Below are 17361 nucleotides of genomic sequence, written 5' to 3'. Positions count from 1 at the left end.
ACCCAGGCCGAGACCCAGGCCGAGACCCAGGCCGAAGCCCAGGCCGAGACCCAGGCCGAAGCCCAGGCCGAGCAGCAGGACCGCGTCGACTCAGCTGGGCTTGGGCCGACGGCTGACGTGCATCCGCCGGCGTCGTCGAGGGAGCCGGGTCGAGCGGAACTGCCGTCGAGCATCGAGTCGGTTGAGGCTGTGCCGGTGGGTGATCCGGTGGAGTCGGTGCGGCCGGTGGGTGATCCGGTGGAGTCGGTGCGGCCGGTGGGTGATCCGGTGGAGTCGGTGCGGCCGGTGGGTGATCCGGTGGAGTCGGTGCGGCCGGTGGGTGATCCGGTGGAGTCGGTGCGGCCGGTGGGTGATCCGGTGGAGTCGGTGCGGCCGGTGGGTGATCCGGTGGAGTCGGTGCGGCCGGTGGGTGATCCGGTCGAGCCGGTCAACGCGGTAGTGCTGGACGCCACCGAGAACGCCGAACCCGGTCAGTCCGAGGCACACGAAGGTCAAGCTACAGAAGCCGGTGCCGACCCTCCGCCAACGGAAGAGCGAGGCGAGCGTCACTTAGTCGAGGATCAGGAGGAGCTGTTGGACGTGGCGAATGAGGCGGCTGGCGGATCGTTGGACGAGCTAACAGAGATCAAACCAGGTTGGTGGCAAGGGGAGCGTCCGGATGGGACAACTGTCAAGATTGAGTGGGAACCTAAGGGTCACGCGACTACAAATGAGGGCCCCCATGTGACGGTCCGCGAACTACGCGACCCAGACCGTGGGCCGAAGGGGGGGTGGCGGGTGACTGACAAGGCATTCATTTCCGGACAGGAGACGTGGAAGCGTGGCTAGGGAGAACTCGCGTACGAAAGCCCATCCGAACTGGGCATTAGCTGAGCATATCTTGGCCGAGGTACTCCCGGGCTCACACGGCTACGACCTCGAGGAGGTGATTGGTTTGGAGCCAGCCGTTTGGGCCACCTTTCCGATCGACGATCTTGAGCCGGCTTCGGTGGATGCCGCCCTACTCGAGCACTGCGCGACTCTGGTCGCAGGCTTACTGGTCATTGTGACCGAGCAGAGTTACCGTGCATCCGCAGGTCCCTTCTTCACCACGGCCGAATCCCTCGAAGACTTCGTGACCCAGTACACGGATCATTACGACGACGTCTTCGTTGGTGCCGACCTCGTGATTGTTTGCCCATCACGCGGTACCGTCGTCGCCGTACATCATAATGGCCTGATCGCCACTCTTATAGGTAACAGCCTGCCCCTGTGACTACGCCTTGCGGTTCTCCCTCTCCTACGCTGCGCACGGACGAGATGGCCCACAGCAGCACCGTGGTGGTACGGGGCACGTAGTCCCGACCTACGGACGTACCAGAAACGATGAGACAGCCGTCGCCCAGCCGTATCATCGTATGTGGCCAGCAAGCGGGCCGTGCAGGCCAAATCTATTGATACTGGACAGTCGACCTGCCTGCGACGTCTCCGGTCGGTGGCGTCGCTTCACTGTCGTCGTGGCGCCGGCGCCGCGTCGTCGGCCTGCTGCGACTGCCGTCGGCGTCTAATCGTCGACGCCCCGGTGCGCGTCGACCACTGAGACCGCCGTTGTCGTTGGCCGACTGATGATCATCGAGCTCCCAGGTGGTTCCATGATCATCAGCTGCTCGCCGGCCATGTCCCAGCTCCGACGGCGACGCGACCCCCCTCGAGTTGATCGCGTCTGGGAGGTCCACGACGGCTCGTCGACCGGCTCCCGCGATCCGGGTCCCCTCTCCCCGTCCAGCCATCCCACCCTGATTCCGTCACTCTGACGGAATCAGGGTGGGATGGCTGGATGTCAGCCGCCGACGTAGGCCGCCAGGTGCCCGCCGGTCAGGGTGGACCGGTCGGCGACGAGGTCGGCGGGCGTGCCCTCGAAGACGATCCGGCCGCCGTCGTGGCCGGCGCCGGGACCGAGGTCGATGATCCAGTCGGCGTGCGCCATGACCGCCTGGTGGTGCTCGATGACGATGACCGAGCGACCGGAGTCGACGAGCCGGTCGAGCAGGCCGAGCAGCTGCTCGACGTCGGCGAGGTGCAGGCCGGTGGTCGGCTCGTCGAGGACGTAGACGTCGCCCTTCTCGGCCATCTGCGCGGCCAGCTTGAGCCGCTGCCGCTCGCCGCCGGACAGCGTGGTCAGCGGCTGGCCGAGGGTGAGGTAGCCGAGCCCGACGTCGGCCAGCCGGGACAGGATCGCGTGGGCCGCCGGCAGCCGCGCCGCGCCGTCGCCGAAGAACTCCTCGGCCTCGGTCACCGACATCGCGAGGACCTCGGAGATGTTCTGGCCGCCCAGCGTGTACTCGAGCACCGCGGCCTGGAACCGCTTCCCCTCGCACTCCTCGCAGGGGGACTCGACGGTCGCCATGACCCCCAGGTCGGTGTAGATGACGCCGGCGCCGTTGCAGGTCGGGCAGGCGCCCTCGGAGTTCGAGCTGAACAGCGCCGGCTTCACCCCGTTGGCCTTGGCGAACGCCTTGCGGATCGGCTCGAGCAGGCCGGTGTACGTGGCCGGGTTGCTCCGTCGCGAGCCCCGGATGGCGCCCTGGTCGACCACCACCACGCCGTCCCGCCCGGCCACCGAGCCGTGGATCAGCGAGCTCTTCCCCGAGCCGGCGACGCCGGTGACCACGCAGAGCACCCCGAGCGGGATGTCGACGTCGACGTCCTGCAGGTTGTGGGTGCCGGCGCCGCGCACCTCCATCGCCCCCGACGACGTCCGCACCGACGGCTTCAGCGAGGCCCGGTCGTCCAGGTGCCGCCCGGTCAGCGTGCCGCTGGTCCGCAGACCCTCCACGGTGCCCTCGAAGACCACCTCGCCGCCACCGGTGCCGGCACCCGGGCCGAGGTCGACGACGTGGTCGGCGATCGCGATCGCCTCCGGCTTGTGCTCCACCACCAGCACGGTGTTGCCCTTGTCGCGCAGCTGCAGCAGCAGGCCGTTCATCCGCTGGATGTCGTGCGGGTGCAGCCCGATCGTCGGCTCGTCGAAGACGTAGGTGACATCGGTGAGCGACGACCCGAGGTGGCGGATCATCTTGGTGCGCTGCGCCTCACCGCCGGACAGCGTGCCCGAGGGGCGGTCGAGGCTGAGGTAGCCGAGGCCGATCTCCGCGAAGGAGTCCAGCAGGTGCTGCAGCCCGGTGAGCAGCGGGGCCACCGAGGGCTCGTCGAGGTCCCGCACCCAGGAGGCCAGGTCGGTGATCTGCATCGCGCAGACGTCGGCGATGTTCTTGCCCCGGATCCGCGACCCCAGGGCCTCCTGGGTGAGCCGGGTGCCGCCGCACTCGGTGCAGGTCGTGAACGTCACCGCGCGCTCCACGAAGCGCCGCACGTGCGGCTGCAGCGCGTCGACGTCCTTGGACAGCATCGACTTCTGCACCTTCGGGATCACGCCCTCGTAGGTGAGGTTGACGCCCTCGACCTTGATCTTGGTCGGCTCCTTGTAGAGGAGGTCGTGCATCTCCTTCTTGGTGAACCTGCCGATCGGCTTGTCCAGGTCGAGGCCGATGCCCTGGAACAGGCGGCCGTACCAGCCGTCCATGCTGTAGCCGGGCACCATCAGGCCGCCCTCGCTCAGGGACTTCGACTCGTCGTAGAGGGCCGTGAGGTCGAAGTCGTTGAGCGACCCCATGCCCTCGCAGCGCGGGCACATGCCGCCGAGCCGGGTGAAGGTGGCCTTCTCGGTCTTCGTCTTGGCCCCGCGCTCCACGGTGATCGCGCCGCTGGCCCGGACCGAGGGCATGTTGAACGAGTAGGCGTTGGGCGAGCCGAGGTGTGGCTGCCCGAGCCGGCTGAACAGGATGCGCAGCATCGCGTTGGCGTCGGTGGCGGTGCCCACGGTGGAGCGGGGGTTCGCGCCCATCCGCTCCTGGTCGACGATGATCGCCGTCGTCAGGCCGTCCAGCAGGTCGACCTCGGGCCGCGCCAGCGACGGCATGAAGCCCTGCAGGAAGGCGCTGTAGGTCTCGTTGATCAGCCGCTGCGACTCCGCGGCGATCGTGTCGAACACCAGCGAGCTCTTGCCCGAGCCGGAGACGCCGGTGAACACGGTCAGGCGGCGCTTGGGGATCTCGACGCTGACGTCCTTGAGGTTGTTCACACGCGCGCCGTGCACCCGGATCAGGTCGTGGCTGTCGGCAGCGTGCAGTGCAGCCGACCGGCTGTCCGTCCGCGTGACCATGCTCATCGTGTCTCCATCCGTCGGGGCGCAGCGCCGACGGTGATCTTCTCAGGACCGTCTCCGTCCGGTGGACCCATCGTGCCCGCCCCGGGACCGCGGCGTGGCGGTGCGCCGGGCTTCGAGGGGCGGACCGGCCGTGACCTCCTTAGGGTCGGGGCATGCAGATCCGACGTCCGCTGGCCGCCCTGCTCGCAGCGCTCGCCCTCTTCGGCGGCCCGGCCGTGCTGACCGCCTGCGGCGATCCCAGTGGCGGCGAGAACAGCGACAGCCGCAACGACGGCACGACCGACGACGACACCACCAACACCGAGGGTTCGAGCCCGACCATCCCCCAGCAGGACAGCAACGAGCAGGACGACGAGTCCGGGGAGAACGAGGACCGGAACGAGAACTCCGACGGCGACCGCTGAGCCGACCGGCCTCAGCCGGCGGCGCGGCCGTTGAGCCAGAGCCGGTCCAGGCGGCCGGTCGAGCGGATCAGGTCCTCGAGCGACCGTTCGAGCTCGGCCTTGGTCGGCCGTTCGGTGAGCAGCGTCTGCACGTCCTCGATCGCGCAGCGCAGCTGGTAGAGCCGGTCCTGCAGGCCGTCAAGCTCCGCGCGGGTCACCAGCACCACGTCGTCGGACAGGCCGGCCTTCGCCGTCGCCGAGCGCTGCTCGTAGGCCCGCTGCCGGCAGGCCTGGCCGCAGTAGAGGCGCGGCCGCCCCACCGACTCCTGCACAGGCAGCACGCTGCGGCACCAGCCGCAGCGTCGCTCCTCGCCGTCCCGCCGGCTGTGCGCCTGGCGGGCGCCGGTCCCCTGCTCCACCGCCACGGGGGAACGGTAGAACGCGCGGGCGGTCGCCGACCGCGGACACGCCAACGCCGCCGGGTCCGCGGTCCCCGGACCCTTCGGCGGCGCGTCGGCGGGCGGCACTAGCGTGGACCCGTGCCGGGATCGCGCTTTGCCTTCCTCGACGGGCCGACCCCGCTGGCGATGCCCCACCGTGGCGGCGCCATCGAGCACCTCGAGAACACCATGCCCGCGTTCGAGGCGTGCGTGAAGCTGGGGTACCGGTACCTGGAGACCGACGTCCGGGTGACCGCCGACGGCGTCCTGGTGGTCTTCCACGACCCGACGCTCGACCGCGTCACCGACCGGGACGGCCGGGTGGAGTCCCTGCCGTGGCGGGAGGTCGGCGCGGCGCAGATCGGTGGGCGCGAGCCGATCCTGCGGCTGGAGGACCTGCTTTCAGCGTGGCCGGACGTGCGGTTCAACCTCGACATCAAGGCCGCCGGCGTGCTGGCGCCCCTGGTGCGCACGGTGCGCCGGATGGGCGTCGAGGACCGCATCTGTCTCGCCTCGTTCTCCGACGCCCGGGTCGCGGCGGCCCGCCGGCTGTTCGGGCCGGACGTCTGCACGTCGCTGGGGCCCCGCGGGGTCGCCGCGCTGCGGCTGTCCAGCTACTCCCCCCGCGCCGCCGGGCTGGTGCAGATCCAGGCCGGGTGCGCGCAGGTGCCGCTGGCCCTGGGCGGCCGGCCGCTGGTCGACGAGCGGTTCCTGGCCGCCGCGCACGCCCGCGGGCTGCAGGTGCACGTGTGGACCGTGGACAGCGAGCAGGAGGCCGCCGAGATGCTCGACCTCGGCGTCGACGGCGTCATGACCGACCGGCCCGCCATGCTCCGGGACGTGCTGGTCGCCCGCGGTGAGTGGACCGGGGTGTGAGCCGGCTCGGTCGGCGGCTGCGCGCCTGGCGGCCACCCGCTCCCCCGCTGCCCGACGACCTCGCGCCGCTGGTGGCGCCGGACGACCCGGAGTGGTTCGCCCGGGAACTGGCCATCGCCGCGGCTCCGCCGTGGTGGTTCTGGCGGCTCATGCTGCGCGTCTGGTCGCCGGTCGTGGGCCTGTTCGGTCGGATGGAGGTGACCGGCAGCGTGCCCGAGGAGTGGCGGCGCGGGCCGCTGCTCCTGGCGGTCAACCACATCGGGGACTACGACATGTTCACGGTCGCCGCGGCGCTGCACCGGGCCGGCCTGACCCCGCGGTTCATGGCCACCGGCGGGATCATGTCCGCCCCGGTCGTCGGTCCGCTTCTCGAGCGGTCCGGCGGGATCCGGGTGCAGCGGCGCAGCCACGACGCGGTCCTCGCCCTGCGGGTGACCCAGGTGGCGCTGGCCCACGGCGGGCACGTCGTCGCCTATCCGGAGGGCCGGGTCGGGCTCGCGCCGGACGGGTGGCCGGAGCGGGGCCGCACCGGGCTGGCCCGGCTCGCCCTGGGCGCCGGCGTGCCGGTCATCCCGGTCAGCCAGTGGGGCGCCCATGAGGTGCTCCAGTACGCCAACGACTGGGGCAAGCTCCGCACCATGCTGCGGGCCCTGTGGGTGCAGCCGGCGCTGCGGGTGCACATCGGCCCGGCCGTGCACCTGGACGACCTGCAACTGGGGCGGGTCGGGGACGTGAACCGGGCCCGCACCCGGATCGCCGCCGCCCTCACCCGCGGGCTGGTGCCGCTGCGGGCCGGTGAGCCGGCGGACCGGATCGCCTACCGCGACCCCACCCGGCCGACGACGGCGGTTGCCGCGTTCCCCGGGGGCATCGTCCCCGAGGACATCCCGTGACCGGCTCCGGACGGTGCTGGACCCGGCACGCTCCGGCTGGCACCCTGCGCCGGTGAACGCAGCGCCACCGGCCCAGCAGTCGCCGGTCCCCTCCCCCGCCGACCGCGCCCTGCGCCGGGAGCGGGGCGGCTGGTACTCCTACGACTGGGCGATGTCGGCCTTCAACACCTCGGTGACGACGGTGTTCCTAGCCCCGTACCTCACCTCGATCGCCGAGGCGGCCGCGGACGCCGACGGCCGGATCCACCCGCTGGGCATCAGCGTGCCGTCGGGCAGCTGGTTCGGCTACGTGCTGTCCCTGTCGGTGCTGCTGCAGGTCGTCGTCCTGCCGGTCACCGGCGCCCTCGCCGACCGCACCGGGCACAAGCGGCAGCTGCTCGCCGGCTTCGCCACGCTCGGGTCGCTGAGCACCATGGCGCTGTTCTTCGTCGCCGACCAGCGGTACCTGCTGGGCGCGGCCCTGTACGTCGTGGCCAACCTCTGCTTCGGCGCGGCGACGGTCATCTACTACTCCTGGCTGCCCGACCTCGCCGGGCCCGACGAGCGGGACGCGGTGTCCAGCCGGGGCTGGGCCTTCGGCTACCTCGGCGGCGCCCTGCTGCTGGCCGCCAGCCTGGTGCTGTTCACCCGGTACGAGGCGCTGGGGCTGACCGAGGGCGAAGCGGTGCGGATCTGCCTGGCCTCGGCCGGCGTCTGGTGGGCCGGCTTCGCCGTCGTCAGCATCACCCTGCTGCGCAACCGGCGGCCGCGGGAGGCGGCCCTGGTGCCGGCCTCCGGCGGGCCGCTGCGGGCGAGCTTCCGCCAGCTCGGCGGCACGCTGCGCGACCTGCGCCGGTACCGGCTGACGCTGTGGTTCCTCGCCGCGTACCTGCTGTACAACGACGGCGTCCAGACGGTCATCGGCGTCTCGGCCCAGTACGGCGCCGAGGAGCTGGAGCTGTCCCAGACCACGCTGGTCTCGGCGATCCTGCTGGTGCAGGTCGTCGCCTTCTTCGGCGCCGTGGGCATGGGCCGGATCGCGGCCCGGATCGGCGCGCGGCGCACCGTGCTCGGCGCGCTCGTCGTCTGGACCGGCGTGCTGGTCGCCGCCTACTTCCTCACCGCCGGCGCGGCCGTGCAGTTCTACCTGCTCGCGGTGGTCATCGGCTTCGTGCTCGGCGGCACGCAGGCGCTGTCCCGCTCGCTGTTCAGCCAGCTGATCCCGCCCGGCAAGGAGGCCGAGTACTTCGGCTTCTACGAGATCAGCGACCGCGGCACCAGCTGGCTGGGCCCGTTCCTGTTCGCGCTGACCTTCCAGCTCACCGACTCCTACCGCTCCGCGATCGTCAGCCTGGTCCTGTTCTTCGGCGTCGGCGGCTGGCTGCTGCTCAAGCTGGACATGCGGCAGGCGATCGTCGAGGCCGGCAACACACCCCCGGAGCGTCTGTGACCCCCTCATCCCCGGACGGGATTCCGTTCGTGCCCGCCGCCGGGGACCGACGGCGCCACCCGGCGCCGGCGCACCTGGTGTTCTTCCACGGCCCGATGGACTGCGGGAAGTCGACGCTGGCCCTGCAGGTCGACCACAACCAGCGCCGGCAGGGCCGGCACGGGCTGCTGCTGACCCAGGGCGACCGGTCCGGGAGCCCGCAGATCAGCTCCCGGGTGGGGCTGCGGCGGTCCGCCCTGGAGGTGGACGCCGGCACCGACGTCCGACTGCTGGTACGCGACCACTGGGCCGCCGGGCACCGGGTCGACTACCTGATCGTCGACGAGGCGCAGTTCCTCACCGGCGAGCAGGTGGAGCAGCTGGCCGAGCTGGTCGACGAGTCGCACGTCGACGTGTACGCCTTCGGCCTGACCACCGACTTCCGCGCCCGGCTGTTCCCCGGGACGCAGCGGCTGTTCGAGCTCGCCGACGACGTGCAGCGGGTGCAGGTCCAGGTGCTGTGCTGGTGCGGTCTGCCCGGCCTGCTCAACGCCCGGGTGGTGGGCGGGGCCATGGTCCGGGAGGGCGCCACCGTGGTGGTCGCCGACACCGCGCCGGCGTCCTCCCCCGACGACGTCGCCGGGCCGGCCGACGACGCGCTGGTGCGCTACCAGGTGCTCTGCCGTCGGCACTACGTCCGCGGCGAGCTCGGCCGCACCCCGACCGGTCCGGGGCAGCTGGCGCTGCGCTGATCCCCCCGGGGGGTGGCTTCAGCCCTATATCTCACTCCATGCGATGATGGTCGGCCGGACGACACGGAATCTCTTTCCTTCATCTGTCGTTGACACCTGCGACACCCCGCACCGGATGCGTGAGCATGCGGCTGTCCGGGCAGTCCAGAACGAACCGACATCAGCACGAGAGGACGGTGTGCCATGGGCGAGCGTTCCCTGCGCGGAAGCCGACTGGGCAGCGTGAGCTACGAGACCGAGCGCAACACCGCGCCCATCGAGCGGCAGTACGCCGAGTACCGGTGCCCTCAGGGACACCTCGTGACGGTGCCCTTCGCCGACGACGCGGAGATCCCGGACACCTGGGAGTGCAAGTTCGACGGTTCCGCCGCCAAGCTCGTCGGCGGCTCCGAGCCCGCTCCCAAGAAGGTCAAGCCGCCGCGCACCCACTGGGACATGCTCCTGGAGCGGCGCTCCGTCGACGACCTCGAGGAGGTCCTCGCCGAGCGGCTCGAGGTGCTCCGCGGCCGGCGGACCCGCGCCAGCTGACGAAGGACCCCTGAAGGACCCCTCTGCCCCCCACGCCTCGCACGCCCGGCGCGGGACCCTGCAGAGGGGCCGACACGTCTGCCTGGCCCCGGTGGGTTCTCCCACCGGGGCCACGTCGTGTCCGGGGCCGGCCGGTCAGGGGGCGATCTCGCCCTCGATCACCCGGGGGCCGCCGGGTGCGGCCGGGCCGGGGTACCGGGTGCCGTCGACCGGCTCGGCGCGGGTCGCGCGGACCCGGACCGGGCCGAGCCAGCGGTCGGGCACCCGGCGGGCGATCCCCCGGGCGATCAGCGCCCGGGGCAGCCGGCGGGTACCGGGCAGGACGCACACCAGCCCGAGCAGGTCGCCGAGGAACCCCGGCAGCACCATGAGCAGGGCGCCCGCGGCCGCCAGCCCGGCGTCGCCGAGCGCCCGCCCGGCCGGCCGGCGCCCCTGGGCTCGCTCCCGCAGCTCCCCCAGCGCCCGGGTGCCCTGGCGGGCCAGCAGCGCTCCACCCAGCGCGCTGGTGGCCACGGTCAGCAGGATCGTCCACGCCACGCCGATCTGCCCGGCCACCAGGACGAAGACGGCGACCTCCGCCAGCGCGCCCAGGCCGATCGCCGTCCGCCAGCGGGACCCGGCGCGGCGCCGCGGGTACCCGGTGGCGCCCAGCGCGGTGGAGCCCAGCGCGGTGTGGCCCGTGGCCATGTGCTCTCCTCCTCCGCGGGGCCCTCGCCCCGCCAGCACCCCGGTCAACGCTCGAGACGCCCATCTTGCTCCGGGCGGCTGTGCGTTCGCTGACAGCGCAGAGCGGCTCAGCGGGCGCGACGGCGCCGGACCAGGGCCGGTCCGGCGGCGGCGAGCACCGCACCGACGCCGGCGGCGGTGAGCACCCACTCCGGCCAGGAGTCCAGCCGCTCGGCCACCGTCCGCTGGTCGCGCTGGGCGATCTCCTCGACGAAGGTCGCGGCGGTGAACAGCCCCGAGCGCTGGGCCAGGGACCCGTCCGGCGCGATGACGGCGCTGATCCCGCTGGTCGCGGCGACGACGACGGTCCGGCCGAACTCGACGGCCCGCAGCCGGCCCATCGCCAGTTGCTGCTCGGTCTCGTCGGTGTAGCCGAACGTGGCGTTGTTGGTCTGCACCACGATCATCCCGGCGCCGCCCTGGACGACGTCGGCCACCAGCCCGTCGTAGGCCACCTCGAAGCAGATGACGTCGCCGACCCGGGCGCCGCCGACGTCGAGGTTGCCGACCTCGCTGCCGTGCGCGAAGTCGTGGATCCGGTCGATCAGCGGGCTGAAGAACCGGAAGAACGACCGGGCGGGCACGTACTCCGCGAGCGGCACCGGGTGCCGCTTGACGTACGTGTCACCCGCGCCGGTGACCGGGTCCCAGACGATGCCGGTGTTGGAGATGAACCGGCCCGGTCCCTCGACGACCGCGCCGACCAGGATCGGCGCGTCGACGGCGCGGGCCGCCCGGGTGATCACCGCGGCCGCGTCGCGGTTGGTGTACGGGTCGATGTCCGAGCTGTTCTCCGGCCAGATGACCAGGTCCGGCGCGGCCACCTCACCGGCGGCCACCCGGGCGGCCAGCCGCTCGGTCTCCGCGGCGTGGTTGTCGAGCACCGCCCGGCGCTGGGCGTTGAAGTCCAGCCCGGCCCGGGGGACGTTGCCCTGGATCACCGCGACCGTGCGGGTGGGCCCGCCCTCGGTCAGCGACGGCCCGGCCAGCGGCAGCGCGGCGAGGAGACCTACGGCGGGCACGAGGAGCAACCCGGCCAGCGCGAGCGCCGCCGTCCGCCGGGCGCGGCGGCGCAGCGCCAGCACACCGGCGGCCAGCAGCGTGCCGGTGAGGGCGACCGCGAAGCCGACCAGCGGCACGCCGCCGTAGGCGGCGAGGGCGGTGAACGGGGTGTCGGCCTGGCTGAACCCCAGCCGCCCCCAGGGGAAACCACCCAGCGGCCAGCGTCCGCGCAGCGCCTCGTCGGCCACCCACAGCGCCGCGCCACACACCGGCCACAGGGGCAGCCGGGAGGTCAGCGCCGCGGCGCCGCCGAGCAGCGCGAAGTACAGCGCCTCGGCGACCGCCAGCGCCAGCCACGGGAATGGGCCGACGTAGACGCCGGTCCAGGACAGCAGCGGCACCATGAACACCAGGCCCAGCACCAGGCCGAGCCAGAGGCCGCCGCGCACCCGCTGCCCGCGGACCGCCACGGCCAGCGCGGCCGGGCCGAGCACGGCCAGCCCCGACAGGTCCCACCCGGGGAAGGACAGGAACAGCGCCAGCCCGCCGGCCGCGGCCAGCAGCGTGCGCCAGGGCAGCCGCCGGGCTCCGCGCCGGCGCGGCTCGGACACCGGTGCGTCGGCCGGGCGCGTGCCGGTCGTGACCACTGCCGGCACCGCCGTCCTCCCCGCGTCCCCGGCCGCCACCGCGGCGACCGCGCCCCAGCATCCCATCCCGGCGGGCGCACCGGCCGGGACGACGCTCAGGAGGTCGCGGCCGGCCCGGGGACGACGAGGGTGGCGACCGCCTCGACCACCCGCAGCGGCGGCTCGAGCACCCGGGCCGCCGAGGCGCCGCGGGACGGCTCGGCGCGGGCGACGACCTCGGCCCAGCAGCGCAGCTCGCGGCTGCGGCGGCCGACCCGGACCACCTCGCAGGAGGCCTCCAGCACGTCCCCGGCCTGCACCGGGGCGAGGAAGCGCACCTCGGAGTAGCCGGCGAGCAGCCCCTCGTCGCCGTCGCCGCGGATCGCCACCTCGGTGGCCACGTCGCCGAACAGGCCCAGGGTGTAGGCGCCGTCGACCAGGTCGCCGCCGTAGTGGGCGTGCGCGTACTGCACGTACCGGCGGTGGGTGACGGTCAGCCCCAGCCGGGGGTCGGTCATGCTGGCTCCTCTGCGGGTACGAGTGCGGACACCAGGTAGCTGGCGACCTCGCCGGGCGTCGTCCCCCGGCCGAAGACCTTGTCGACGCCGAGCTCGGCCGCCATCGCCGGGTCGAACCGCGGGCCGCCGACCACCAGCAGCGGACGGGACTCCCCCATCGCCTCGCGGAACGCCCCGGCGAGCTCCCGGGTGTTGCGCAGGTGCGCGTCGCGCTGGGTGACCACCTGGGAGACCAGGACGGCGTCGGCCCGCCGGTCGCGCGCGGTGCGGACCAGGTCGGCGACCCCGACCTGCGCGCCGAGGTTCGCGACCTGCATCTCCCGGTAGTACTCCAGACCCTTCTCCCCCGCGAAGCCCTTGAGGTTGAGGATCGCGTCGATGCCGACGGTGTGCGCGTCGGTGCCGATGCACGCGCCCAGCACGACGAGGCTGCGCCGCAGCCGGGTCTTGATCGCGGCGTTCACCTCGGACGGCGACAGCAGCGGGTACGCCCGCTCCTCGACCTGCACCGCGGCCAGGTCGACCAGGTGCCGCACGCTGCCGTAGACGACGAAGAACGTGAACGCCGCGCCGTCGCCCGCCGTCCCACCCCCACCGCCGATGCCGTGGCTGTGCACCACCATCGCCGGCTCGATGCCCATCTTCTGCGCCAGCTGCAGGGCGGCCCCGTCGGCGCGCGGCCCGGGCGGGACGGGCAGCGTGAACGAGGTCTGCACCATCCCGTCGCCGGTGGTGTCCCCGTAGGGACGGACGATCGTCCCGTCAGACACGGACGCCCTCCAGCAGCTCCAGCGCCGGGTTGTACGCGTCGGGGGCGAGCCGGACGACGCCGTCCAGGCCCTTCCCGCCGTCCGGGGACCGCCGGGTGATGCCGAAGGTGCCGTCGGCGATCGCCTGGATCAGCCCCTGCGGATGGTCGGCGATCCGCTCCAGCAGGTCCACCGCCTCGGCCAGCACCGTGTGCGCGCGGCGGTCGATGAACCCGCCCGGCTGCGGGTGGAAGTCCTCCGCGAGGTTGCCCGCGGCGTCCAGCACGTAGCGCACGTTGCGCAGCGCCAGGTCCCGGTCGGACAGCCACGGGGTGACCACGGCCTCGGTCATCATCCCGACCAGCAGGATCCCCTGGCCGGTGAGCACCCCGGCCAGGTTGAAGAACCCGTCGAGCAGGTAGCCGCGGAACACGTCCCCGGTCATGTGCTTGGTCGGCGGCATCCACTTCAGCGGCGCGTCGGGGAACAGGCCGCGGGCCAGCAGCGCGTGCGCGAGCTCCAGCCGGAAGGACTCCGGCCGGTCCGGGTCGATCTCGAAGGCGTGCCCCAGACCCAGCTGCCAGTCCTCGAGGCCGGCCTCGTGCGCCAGCCGCTCGTTGAGCAGCTGGCTGACGGTGACGGTGTGCGCCTCGTCGACGGCGTCGGCGGTGGTGAGGTAGTTGTCCTCGCCGGTGTTGATCACGATTCCGGCGCGGGCGTGGACCATCCGGCTGAACCGCTGGTCGACGAACGTCCGCCGCGGGTTGATGTCGCGGAAGAGGATCCCGTACATCGCGTCGTTGAGCATCATGTCCAGCCGCTCCAGCCCGGCCAGCACCGCGATCTCCGGCATGCACAGCCCGGAGGCGTAGTTGGTCAGCCGCACGTAGCGGCCCAGCTCGCGGCTGACGTCGTCCAGCGCCGCGCGCATCAGCCGGAAGTTCTCCTGCGTGGCGTAGGTGCCCGCGTAGCCGGTGCGGGTGGCGCCCTCGGGGACGTAGTCCAGCAGCGACTGCCCGGTGGACCGGATGACCGCGATGACGTCCGCGCCGGCCCGGGCGGCGGCCTGGGCCTGCGGGATGTCCTCGTGGATGTCGCCGGTGGCGACGATCAGGTAGATCCACGGCCGGCGGGGCGGGTCGCCGAGGGTGGTGACCAGCTCGTCGCGGCGGGCGCGGTTGGCGTCGATCCAGGCGATGCCGGCGGCGACGGCGGCCCGCGCGGCCTCCCGGGCGGGCTCCGGGTCGGTCGGGACGGCGAACCGCGCGGTACCGGCGCCGACCTGCTCGGCGAGCTCCGGCAGGCTGCCGGCGGCGCCGGAGGTGAGCGCGTGCCAGACCGGCAGCGCGACGCCGGACTCGAGGCCCACCTGGTCGCGGACGGCGTCCACCACGCGGTTCACCCAGGGCACCCGGTCCTGCTCGGGCCCGTCACCGGTGACCGGGTCGGTGCCGGTGAGCCCGGCCAGCCGCAGCACGGCGCGCTCGACGGAGACCGTGGTGTGCGCCTGCGCCAGCTCCACCACCGGCGCGGCGGCCCGCGCGGCGAGCTCCCGCGCCCGGGCGACCAGCACCGGGTTCAACGCCAGCTTGCCGCTCATCGCGTCCCCTCCCTCTCCCGGGCGGAAGTGGCCACTTCTGCCCCGACGTGGTGACGGCACGCCCCGGCCAGGGGCAGAAATGGCCACTTCCGCCTCATTGCAGGTCTCCGATCGGCTGGCCGGCGACCACGAGCAGCCGGCAGGTGGGGCGGGCGCGGGTGGCCAGGACGGCGGACAGCGTGTCCCCGGTGGCCCACAGCGCGAGGTCGGCGGCGGCGCCGACGGCGAGCGGGCCCTCGGCGTGCTCGGCGCGGGCGGCGACCCAGCCCCCGTGGGTGCCGGCGTCGAAGGCGTCGAACGGGCGCAGCGCGGAGCCGGGCGTGGCGTGCTCGACGGCGGCGTACACCCCGCCCCAGGGGTCCAGTGGTGTGACCGGGGCGTCGCTGCCCAGGGCCAGCGGCACCCCGGCGTCGACCAGGTCGGCGAACGGGTTGGTGGCCGCGGCCCGCTCGACGCCCAGGCGCTCGGCGTACATGCCCGCCGCGCCGCCCCACAGCGCGTCGAACGCCGGCTGCACGCTGGCCACCATCCCGCAGCGTCGCAACGCGTCGATCGCGTCCTCGTCCACCATCTCCAGGTGCTCCAGCCGGTGCCGGCAGGCCCGCACGGCGTCCCGGCCCAGCTGGTCGGCCACGGCACCGACCGCGGCCAGCACCTGGGCGACCGCGGCGTCCCCGATGACGTGGAAGCCGGCCTGCACCCCGGCGAGCGTGCAGGCGCGCAGGTGGTCGACCAGCTGCGCGGTGTCGAACCGCAGGGCGCCGCTGCTCTCCGGCCGGTCGGTGTAGGGCCGGGAGAGCGCGGCGGTGTGCGAGCCGAACGCGCCGTCGCAGAACAGGTCGCCGCCCGCGCCGGCCAGGCCCAGCTCGCGGACCACGTCCAGCCCGCCGCGCGAGGCCAGCTCCCCCCAGTACCCGAGCACCCGCGGGCCGGGCGCCTCCCCGGCCAGCGCCAGCAGCCCGGCCAGGTCCTCGGCGCTGGACACCTCCGGGCCGGCCATCTCGTGCACCGTGCCGACGCCCAACGCCGCGGCGGCGTCCAGGGTGGCCCGCTGCGCGGCCCGGCGCTGCGCGGGGTCGACGGCGCCGTAGGCGGCCTGCCGGGCGGCGTGGTGCGCGTCGAGCCGCAGCCGGCCGTCCGCGGAGAAGCCGGGCAGGCCGGTGATCCCGGGCACCCGGTCGAGCAGCGCCGTGGAGACGGTCGCGGAGTGGACGTCGACCCGGGCCAGGTAGGCCGGCCGCTCCCCCACCACCGCGTCCACGTCCGACCGGGTCAGACCGCGCCCCTCGGGCCAGCCGGTCTCGTCCCAGCCGGTGCCCAGCACCGTGCCGGTGGGCTGCGCCGCGGCATGGTCGGCGACGGTGGCCACCGCGGCCCGCAGGCTGTCCGCGCCGTGCAGCGCCAGCCCGGTCAGCGCGAGCCCGGTCGCGGTGGCGTGCACGTGGGCGTCGACGAAGGCCGGGATGAGCAGCGCGCCCCCGCCGTCCACCACCCGGCCGGCGGGCGGCGCGTCCGCCGCGGCGCCGAGCCAGGCGATCCGCCCGTCGACGACGTGCACCGCCCGGCCGGGGCGGTCGCCGACGGTGACCCCGGTGACCAGCAGGCCGGTCATGCCCGCACCCGCGGGTCGATCAGCGCCCGCACGCCCGGCGTGCACCGGTACAGGTCCAGGGCCAGGGCGGCGTGGCCCGGCGTGTAGCCGTTGCCCACCAGCATGGTCACGTCCGCCGCCATCCCCTCCGCGCCCAGGGCCGCCGCCGAGAAGGAGGTGGCCATGGAGAAGAAGAGCACGGTGCCGCCGTCGGCCGTCGCGAGCAGCGCCCCGTGCTCCGCGCCGGGTGCGTCGACGCAGACCACGGTCACGTCGACCGGCCGGCCCACCGCGGCCGCGAGGGCCAGCGGGTCGGTCGCGTCGGCGACCACCACCTGGTCGGCCAGCCCCGCGGCCCGCAGCGCGGCGGCCTCGGCCTCGTTCCGCACCACGCCGACCAGGCGGCCCGCCCGGGCGTCGCGGGCGGCGGCCAGGCTCAGGCAGCCGGACTTGCCGGCGGCGCCGAGCACGGCCACCGAGGGGCGGTGGCCGGCGCGGTGCACCACGCGTTCGGTGGCGGCCGGGGCGCCGCACACGTCGAGGACGGCGAGGGCGACCTCGGTGGGCAGGTCGTCGGGCAGGACGGCGGCGATCGACCGGGCGAAGAGCACCGCCGTCCCCTGCGCCGGGACCTGCTCGCTGCGGCCGTCCCAGCGGGCCAGCCCGTCGGTGAGGCGCAGCGGGGTGAGGGTGAGCGAGACCAGCGTGGCGACCCGGTCACCGGGGCAGAGCCCCAGCGGCGAGTCCGGGCCGACCTCCTCGACCGTGCCGACGAGCATGCCGCCGGAACCGGTGACCGGGTTGTGCATCTTGCCCTGGCTCTCGACGATCCCGAGCACCGCGGCCCGCACCGCGTCGCCGTCCCCGCCGTGCGCCTCGGTCAGCTGCCGGAAGGAGGCCGCGTCGAGGTTCAGCCGCTCGACGGCGATGCGGACCTCGTCGGGGGCGATCCGCGGATCGGGGTCCAGCCGGGTGGCCGCCTGGGGCAGCACCCCGGCCGGCTCGAGCACGCGGTGCACCCCCAGACTCCGCTGCAGCAGGTCGCTCACCACCGTCGTCCCT

Annotated in this window: 17 protein-coding genes; 8 read left to right on the top strand and 9 right to left on the bottom strand. The window is 73.8% G+C overall.

All coding sequences use genetic code 11. The features are described from left to right. Both HK417_RS12625 and HK417_RS12620 read left to right on the top strand, forming a co-directional pair. Nucleotides 1–828: hypothetical protein (locus tag HK417_RS12625; RefSeq protein WP_222266912.1), on the top strand; the 828-nt coding region annotated here is incomplete at its 5' end. Between the two features lie 52 nt (nucleotides 829–880). Then, the gene (locus HK417_RS12620; protein WP_222266910.1) at nucleotides 881–1255 is read left to right on the top strand and encodes a hypothetical protein; all 375 of its coding nucleotides are present in this window, start codon (nucleotides 881–883) and stop codon (nucleotides 1253–1255) included. Between the two features lie 564 nt (nucleotides 1256–1819). On the opposite strand, the gene HK417_RS12615 is transcribed toward HK417_RS12620, so the two are convergent. After that, entirely contained in the window at nucleotides 1820–4207 is a 2388-nt protein-coding gene (locus HK417_RS12615) for an ATP-binding cassette domain-containing protein (RefSeq protein WP_222266908.1), read from the bottom strand. 152 nt (nucleotides 4208–4359) lie between these two features. Between HK417_RS12615 and HK417_RS12610 the strand changes: the two genes are divergently transcribed. Further along, entirely contained in the window at nucleotides 4360–4611 is a 252-nt protein-coding gene (locus HK417_RS12610; RefSeq protein ID WP_222266907.1) for a hypothetical protein, read from the top strand. 11 nt (nucleotides 4612–4622) lie between these two features. Here the strand turns inward: HK417_RS12610 and HK417_RS12605 are convergent, their stop codons facing one another. Beyond that, nucleotides 4623–5015 (bottom strand): hypothetical protein, encoded by a 393-nt coding sequence (locus tag HK417_RS12605; RefSeq protein ID WP_261326498.1) that lies wholly within the window; start codon nucleotides 5013–5015, stop codon nucleotides 4623–4625. 114 nt (nucleotides 5016–5129) lie between these two features. Here HK417_RS12605 and HK417_RS12600 point away from each other — a divergent pair, with 114 nt between their 5' ends. From HK417_RS12600 to HK417_RS12580, 5 genes are all read left to right on the top strand, one after another. Continuing rightward, complete coding sequence (locus HK417_RS12600) at nucleotides 5130–5906, top strand: glycerophosphodiester phosphodiesterase (protein ID WP_222266905.1); 777 nt, start codon at nucleotides 5130–5132, stop codon at nucleotides 5904–5906. After that, nucleotides 5903–6799 (top strand): lysophospholipid acyltransferase family protein, encoded by an 897-nt coding sequence (locus HK417_RS12595; protein ID WP_222266903.1) that lies wholly within the window; start codon nucleotides 5903–5905, stop codon nucleotides 6797–6799. The genes HK417_RS12600 and HK417_RS12595 overlap by 4 nt, the downstream gene beginning before the upstream one ends. 52 nt (nucleotides 6800–6851) lie before the next feature. After that, nucleotides 6852–8228 (top strand): MFS transporter, encoded by a 1377-nt coding sequence (locus tag HK417_RS12590; RefSeq protein WP_308123545.1) that lies wholly within the window; start codon nucleotides 6852–6854, stop codon nucleotides 8226–8228. Beyond that, nucleotides 8225–8959, top strand: a complete 735-nt coding sequence (locus HK417_RS12585) for a thymidine kinase (RefSeq protein ID WP_222266901.1) — start codon at nucleotides 8225–8227, stop codon at nucleotides 8957–8959. Before HK417_RS12590 ends, HK417_RS12585 begins: the two co-directional genes overlap by 4 nt. 183 nt (nucleotides 8960–9142) lie before the next feature. Beyond that, nucleotides 9143–9487: an RNA polymerase-binding protein RbpA gene (locus HK417_RS12580; RefSeq protein ID WP_222266899.1), complete on the top strand. Its 345-nt coding sequence runs from the start codon at nucleotides 9143–9145 to the stop codon at nucleotides 9485–9487. A 135-nt stretch (nucleotides 9488–9622) separates the two neighbouring features. On the opposite strand, the gene HK417_RS12575 is transcribed toward HK417_RS12580, so the two are convergent. The 7 genes from HK417_RS12575 to HK417_RS12545 form a co-directional block, all read right to left on the bottom strand. Next, nucleotides 9623–10174: an FxsA family protein gene (locus HK417_RS12575; protein ID WP_222266897.1), complete on the bottom strand. Its 552-nt coding sequence runs from the start codon at nucleotides 10172–10174 to the stop codon at nucleotides 9623–9625. Between the two features lie 107 nt (nucleotides 10175–10281). After that, nucleotides 10282–11928, bottom strand: a complete 1647-nt coding sequence (gene lnt, locus HK417_RS12570) for an apolipoprotein N-acyltransferase (RefSeq protein ID WP_222266895.1) — start codon at nucleotides 11926–11928, stop codon at nucleotides 10282–10284. A 29-nt stretch (nucleotides 11929–11957) separates the two neighbouring features. Further along, nucleotides 11958–12359 carry a hotdog fold domain-containing protein gene (locus HK417_RS12565; RefSeq protein WP_222266893.1) on the bottom strand — a complete coding sequence of 134 codons (402 nt, stop codon included), beginning with the start codon at nucleotides 12357–12359 and terminating at the stop codon, nucleotides 11958–11960. Continuing rightward, the gene (locus HK417_RS26460; RefSeq protein ID WP_222266891.1) at nucleotides 12356–13129 is read right to left on the bottom strand and encodes an OAM dimerization domain-containing protein; all 774 of its coding nucleotides are present in this window, start codon (nucleotides 13127–13129) and stop codon (nucleotides 12356–12358) included. The genes HK417_RS12565 and HK417_RS26460 overlap by 4 nt, the downstream gene beginning before the upstream one ends. Next, nucleotides 13122–14708, bottom strand: coding sequence for a lysine 5,6-aminomutase subunit alpha (locus HK417_RS12555; protein WP_222266889.1), 1587 nt, complete (start codon nucleotides 14706–14708; stop codon nucleotides 13122–13124). Before HK417_RS12555 ends, HK417_RS26460 begins: the two co-directional genes overlap by 8 nt. A gap of 94 nt (nucleotides 14709–14802) precedes the next feature. Then, nucleotides 14803–16320, bottom strand: coding sequence for an amidohydrolase (locus HK417_RS12550; RefSeq protein WP_222266887.1), 1518 nt, complete (start codon nucleotides 16318–16320; stop codon nucleotides 14803–14805). Continuing rightward, nucleotides 16317–17348 carry an L-erythro-3,5-diaminohexanoate dehydrogenase gene (locus HK417_RS12545; RefSeq protein WP_222266885.1) on the bottom strand — a complete coding sequence of 344 codons (1032 nt, stop codon included), beginning with the start codon at nucleotides 17346–17348 and terminating at the stop codon, nucleotides 16317–16319. The genes HK417_RS12550 and HK417_RS12545 overlap by 4 nt, the downstream gene beginning before the upstream one ends. Between the last annotated feature and the right edge of the window lie 13 nt (nucleotides 17349–17361).

Source organism: Modestobacter marinus, assembly GCF_019799945.1.
In the GTDB taxonomy this organism is placed as follows: Bacteria; Actinomycetota; Actinomycetes; order Mycobacteriales; family Geodermatophilaceae; genus Modestobacter; species Modestobacter marinus_B.
This window is presented reverse-complemented; position numbering and strand designations above follow the sequence as displayed.

Coding starts and splice junctions, on each gene's coding strand:
- lnt (WP_222266895.1), bottom strand. CDS start 11,928: ATGGGATGCTGGGGCGCGGTCGCCGCGGTGGCGGCCGGGGACGCGGGG.
- HK417_RS12565 (WP_222266893.1), bottom strand. CDS start 12,359: ATGACCGACCCCCGGCTGGGGCTGACCGTCACCCACCGCCGGTACGTG.
- HK417_RS12610 (WP_222266907.1), top strand. CDS start 4,360: ATGCAGATCCGACGTCCGCTGGCCGCCCTGCTCGCAGCGCTCGCCCTC.
- HK417_RS12575 (WP_222266897.1), bottom strand. CDS start 10,174: ATGGCCACGGGCCACACCGCGCTGGGCTCCACCGCGCTGGGCGCCACC.
- HK417_RS12555 (WP_222266889.1), bottom strand. CDS start 14,708: ATGAGCGGCAAGCTGGCGTTGAACCCGGTGCTGGTCGCCCGGGCGCGG.
- HK417_RS12550 (WP_222266887.1), bottom strand. CDS start 16,320: ATGACCGGCCTGCTGGTCACCGGGGTCACCGTCGGCGACCGCCCCGGC.
- HK417_RS12615 (WP_222266908.1), bottom strand. CDS start 4,207: ATGAGCATGGTCACGCGGACGGACAGCCGGTCGGCTGCACTGCACGCT.
- HK417_RS12580 (WP_222266899.1), top strand. CDS start 9,143: ATGGGCGAGCGTTCCCTGCGCGGAAGCCGACTGGGCAGCGTGAGCTAC.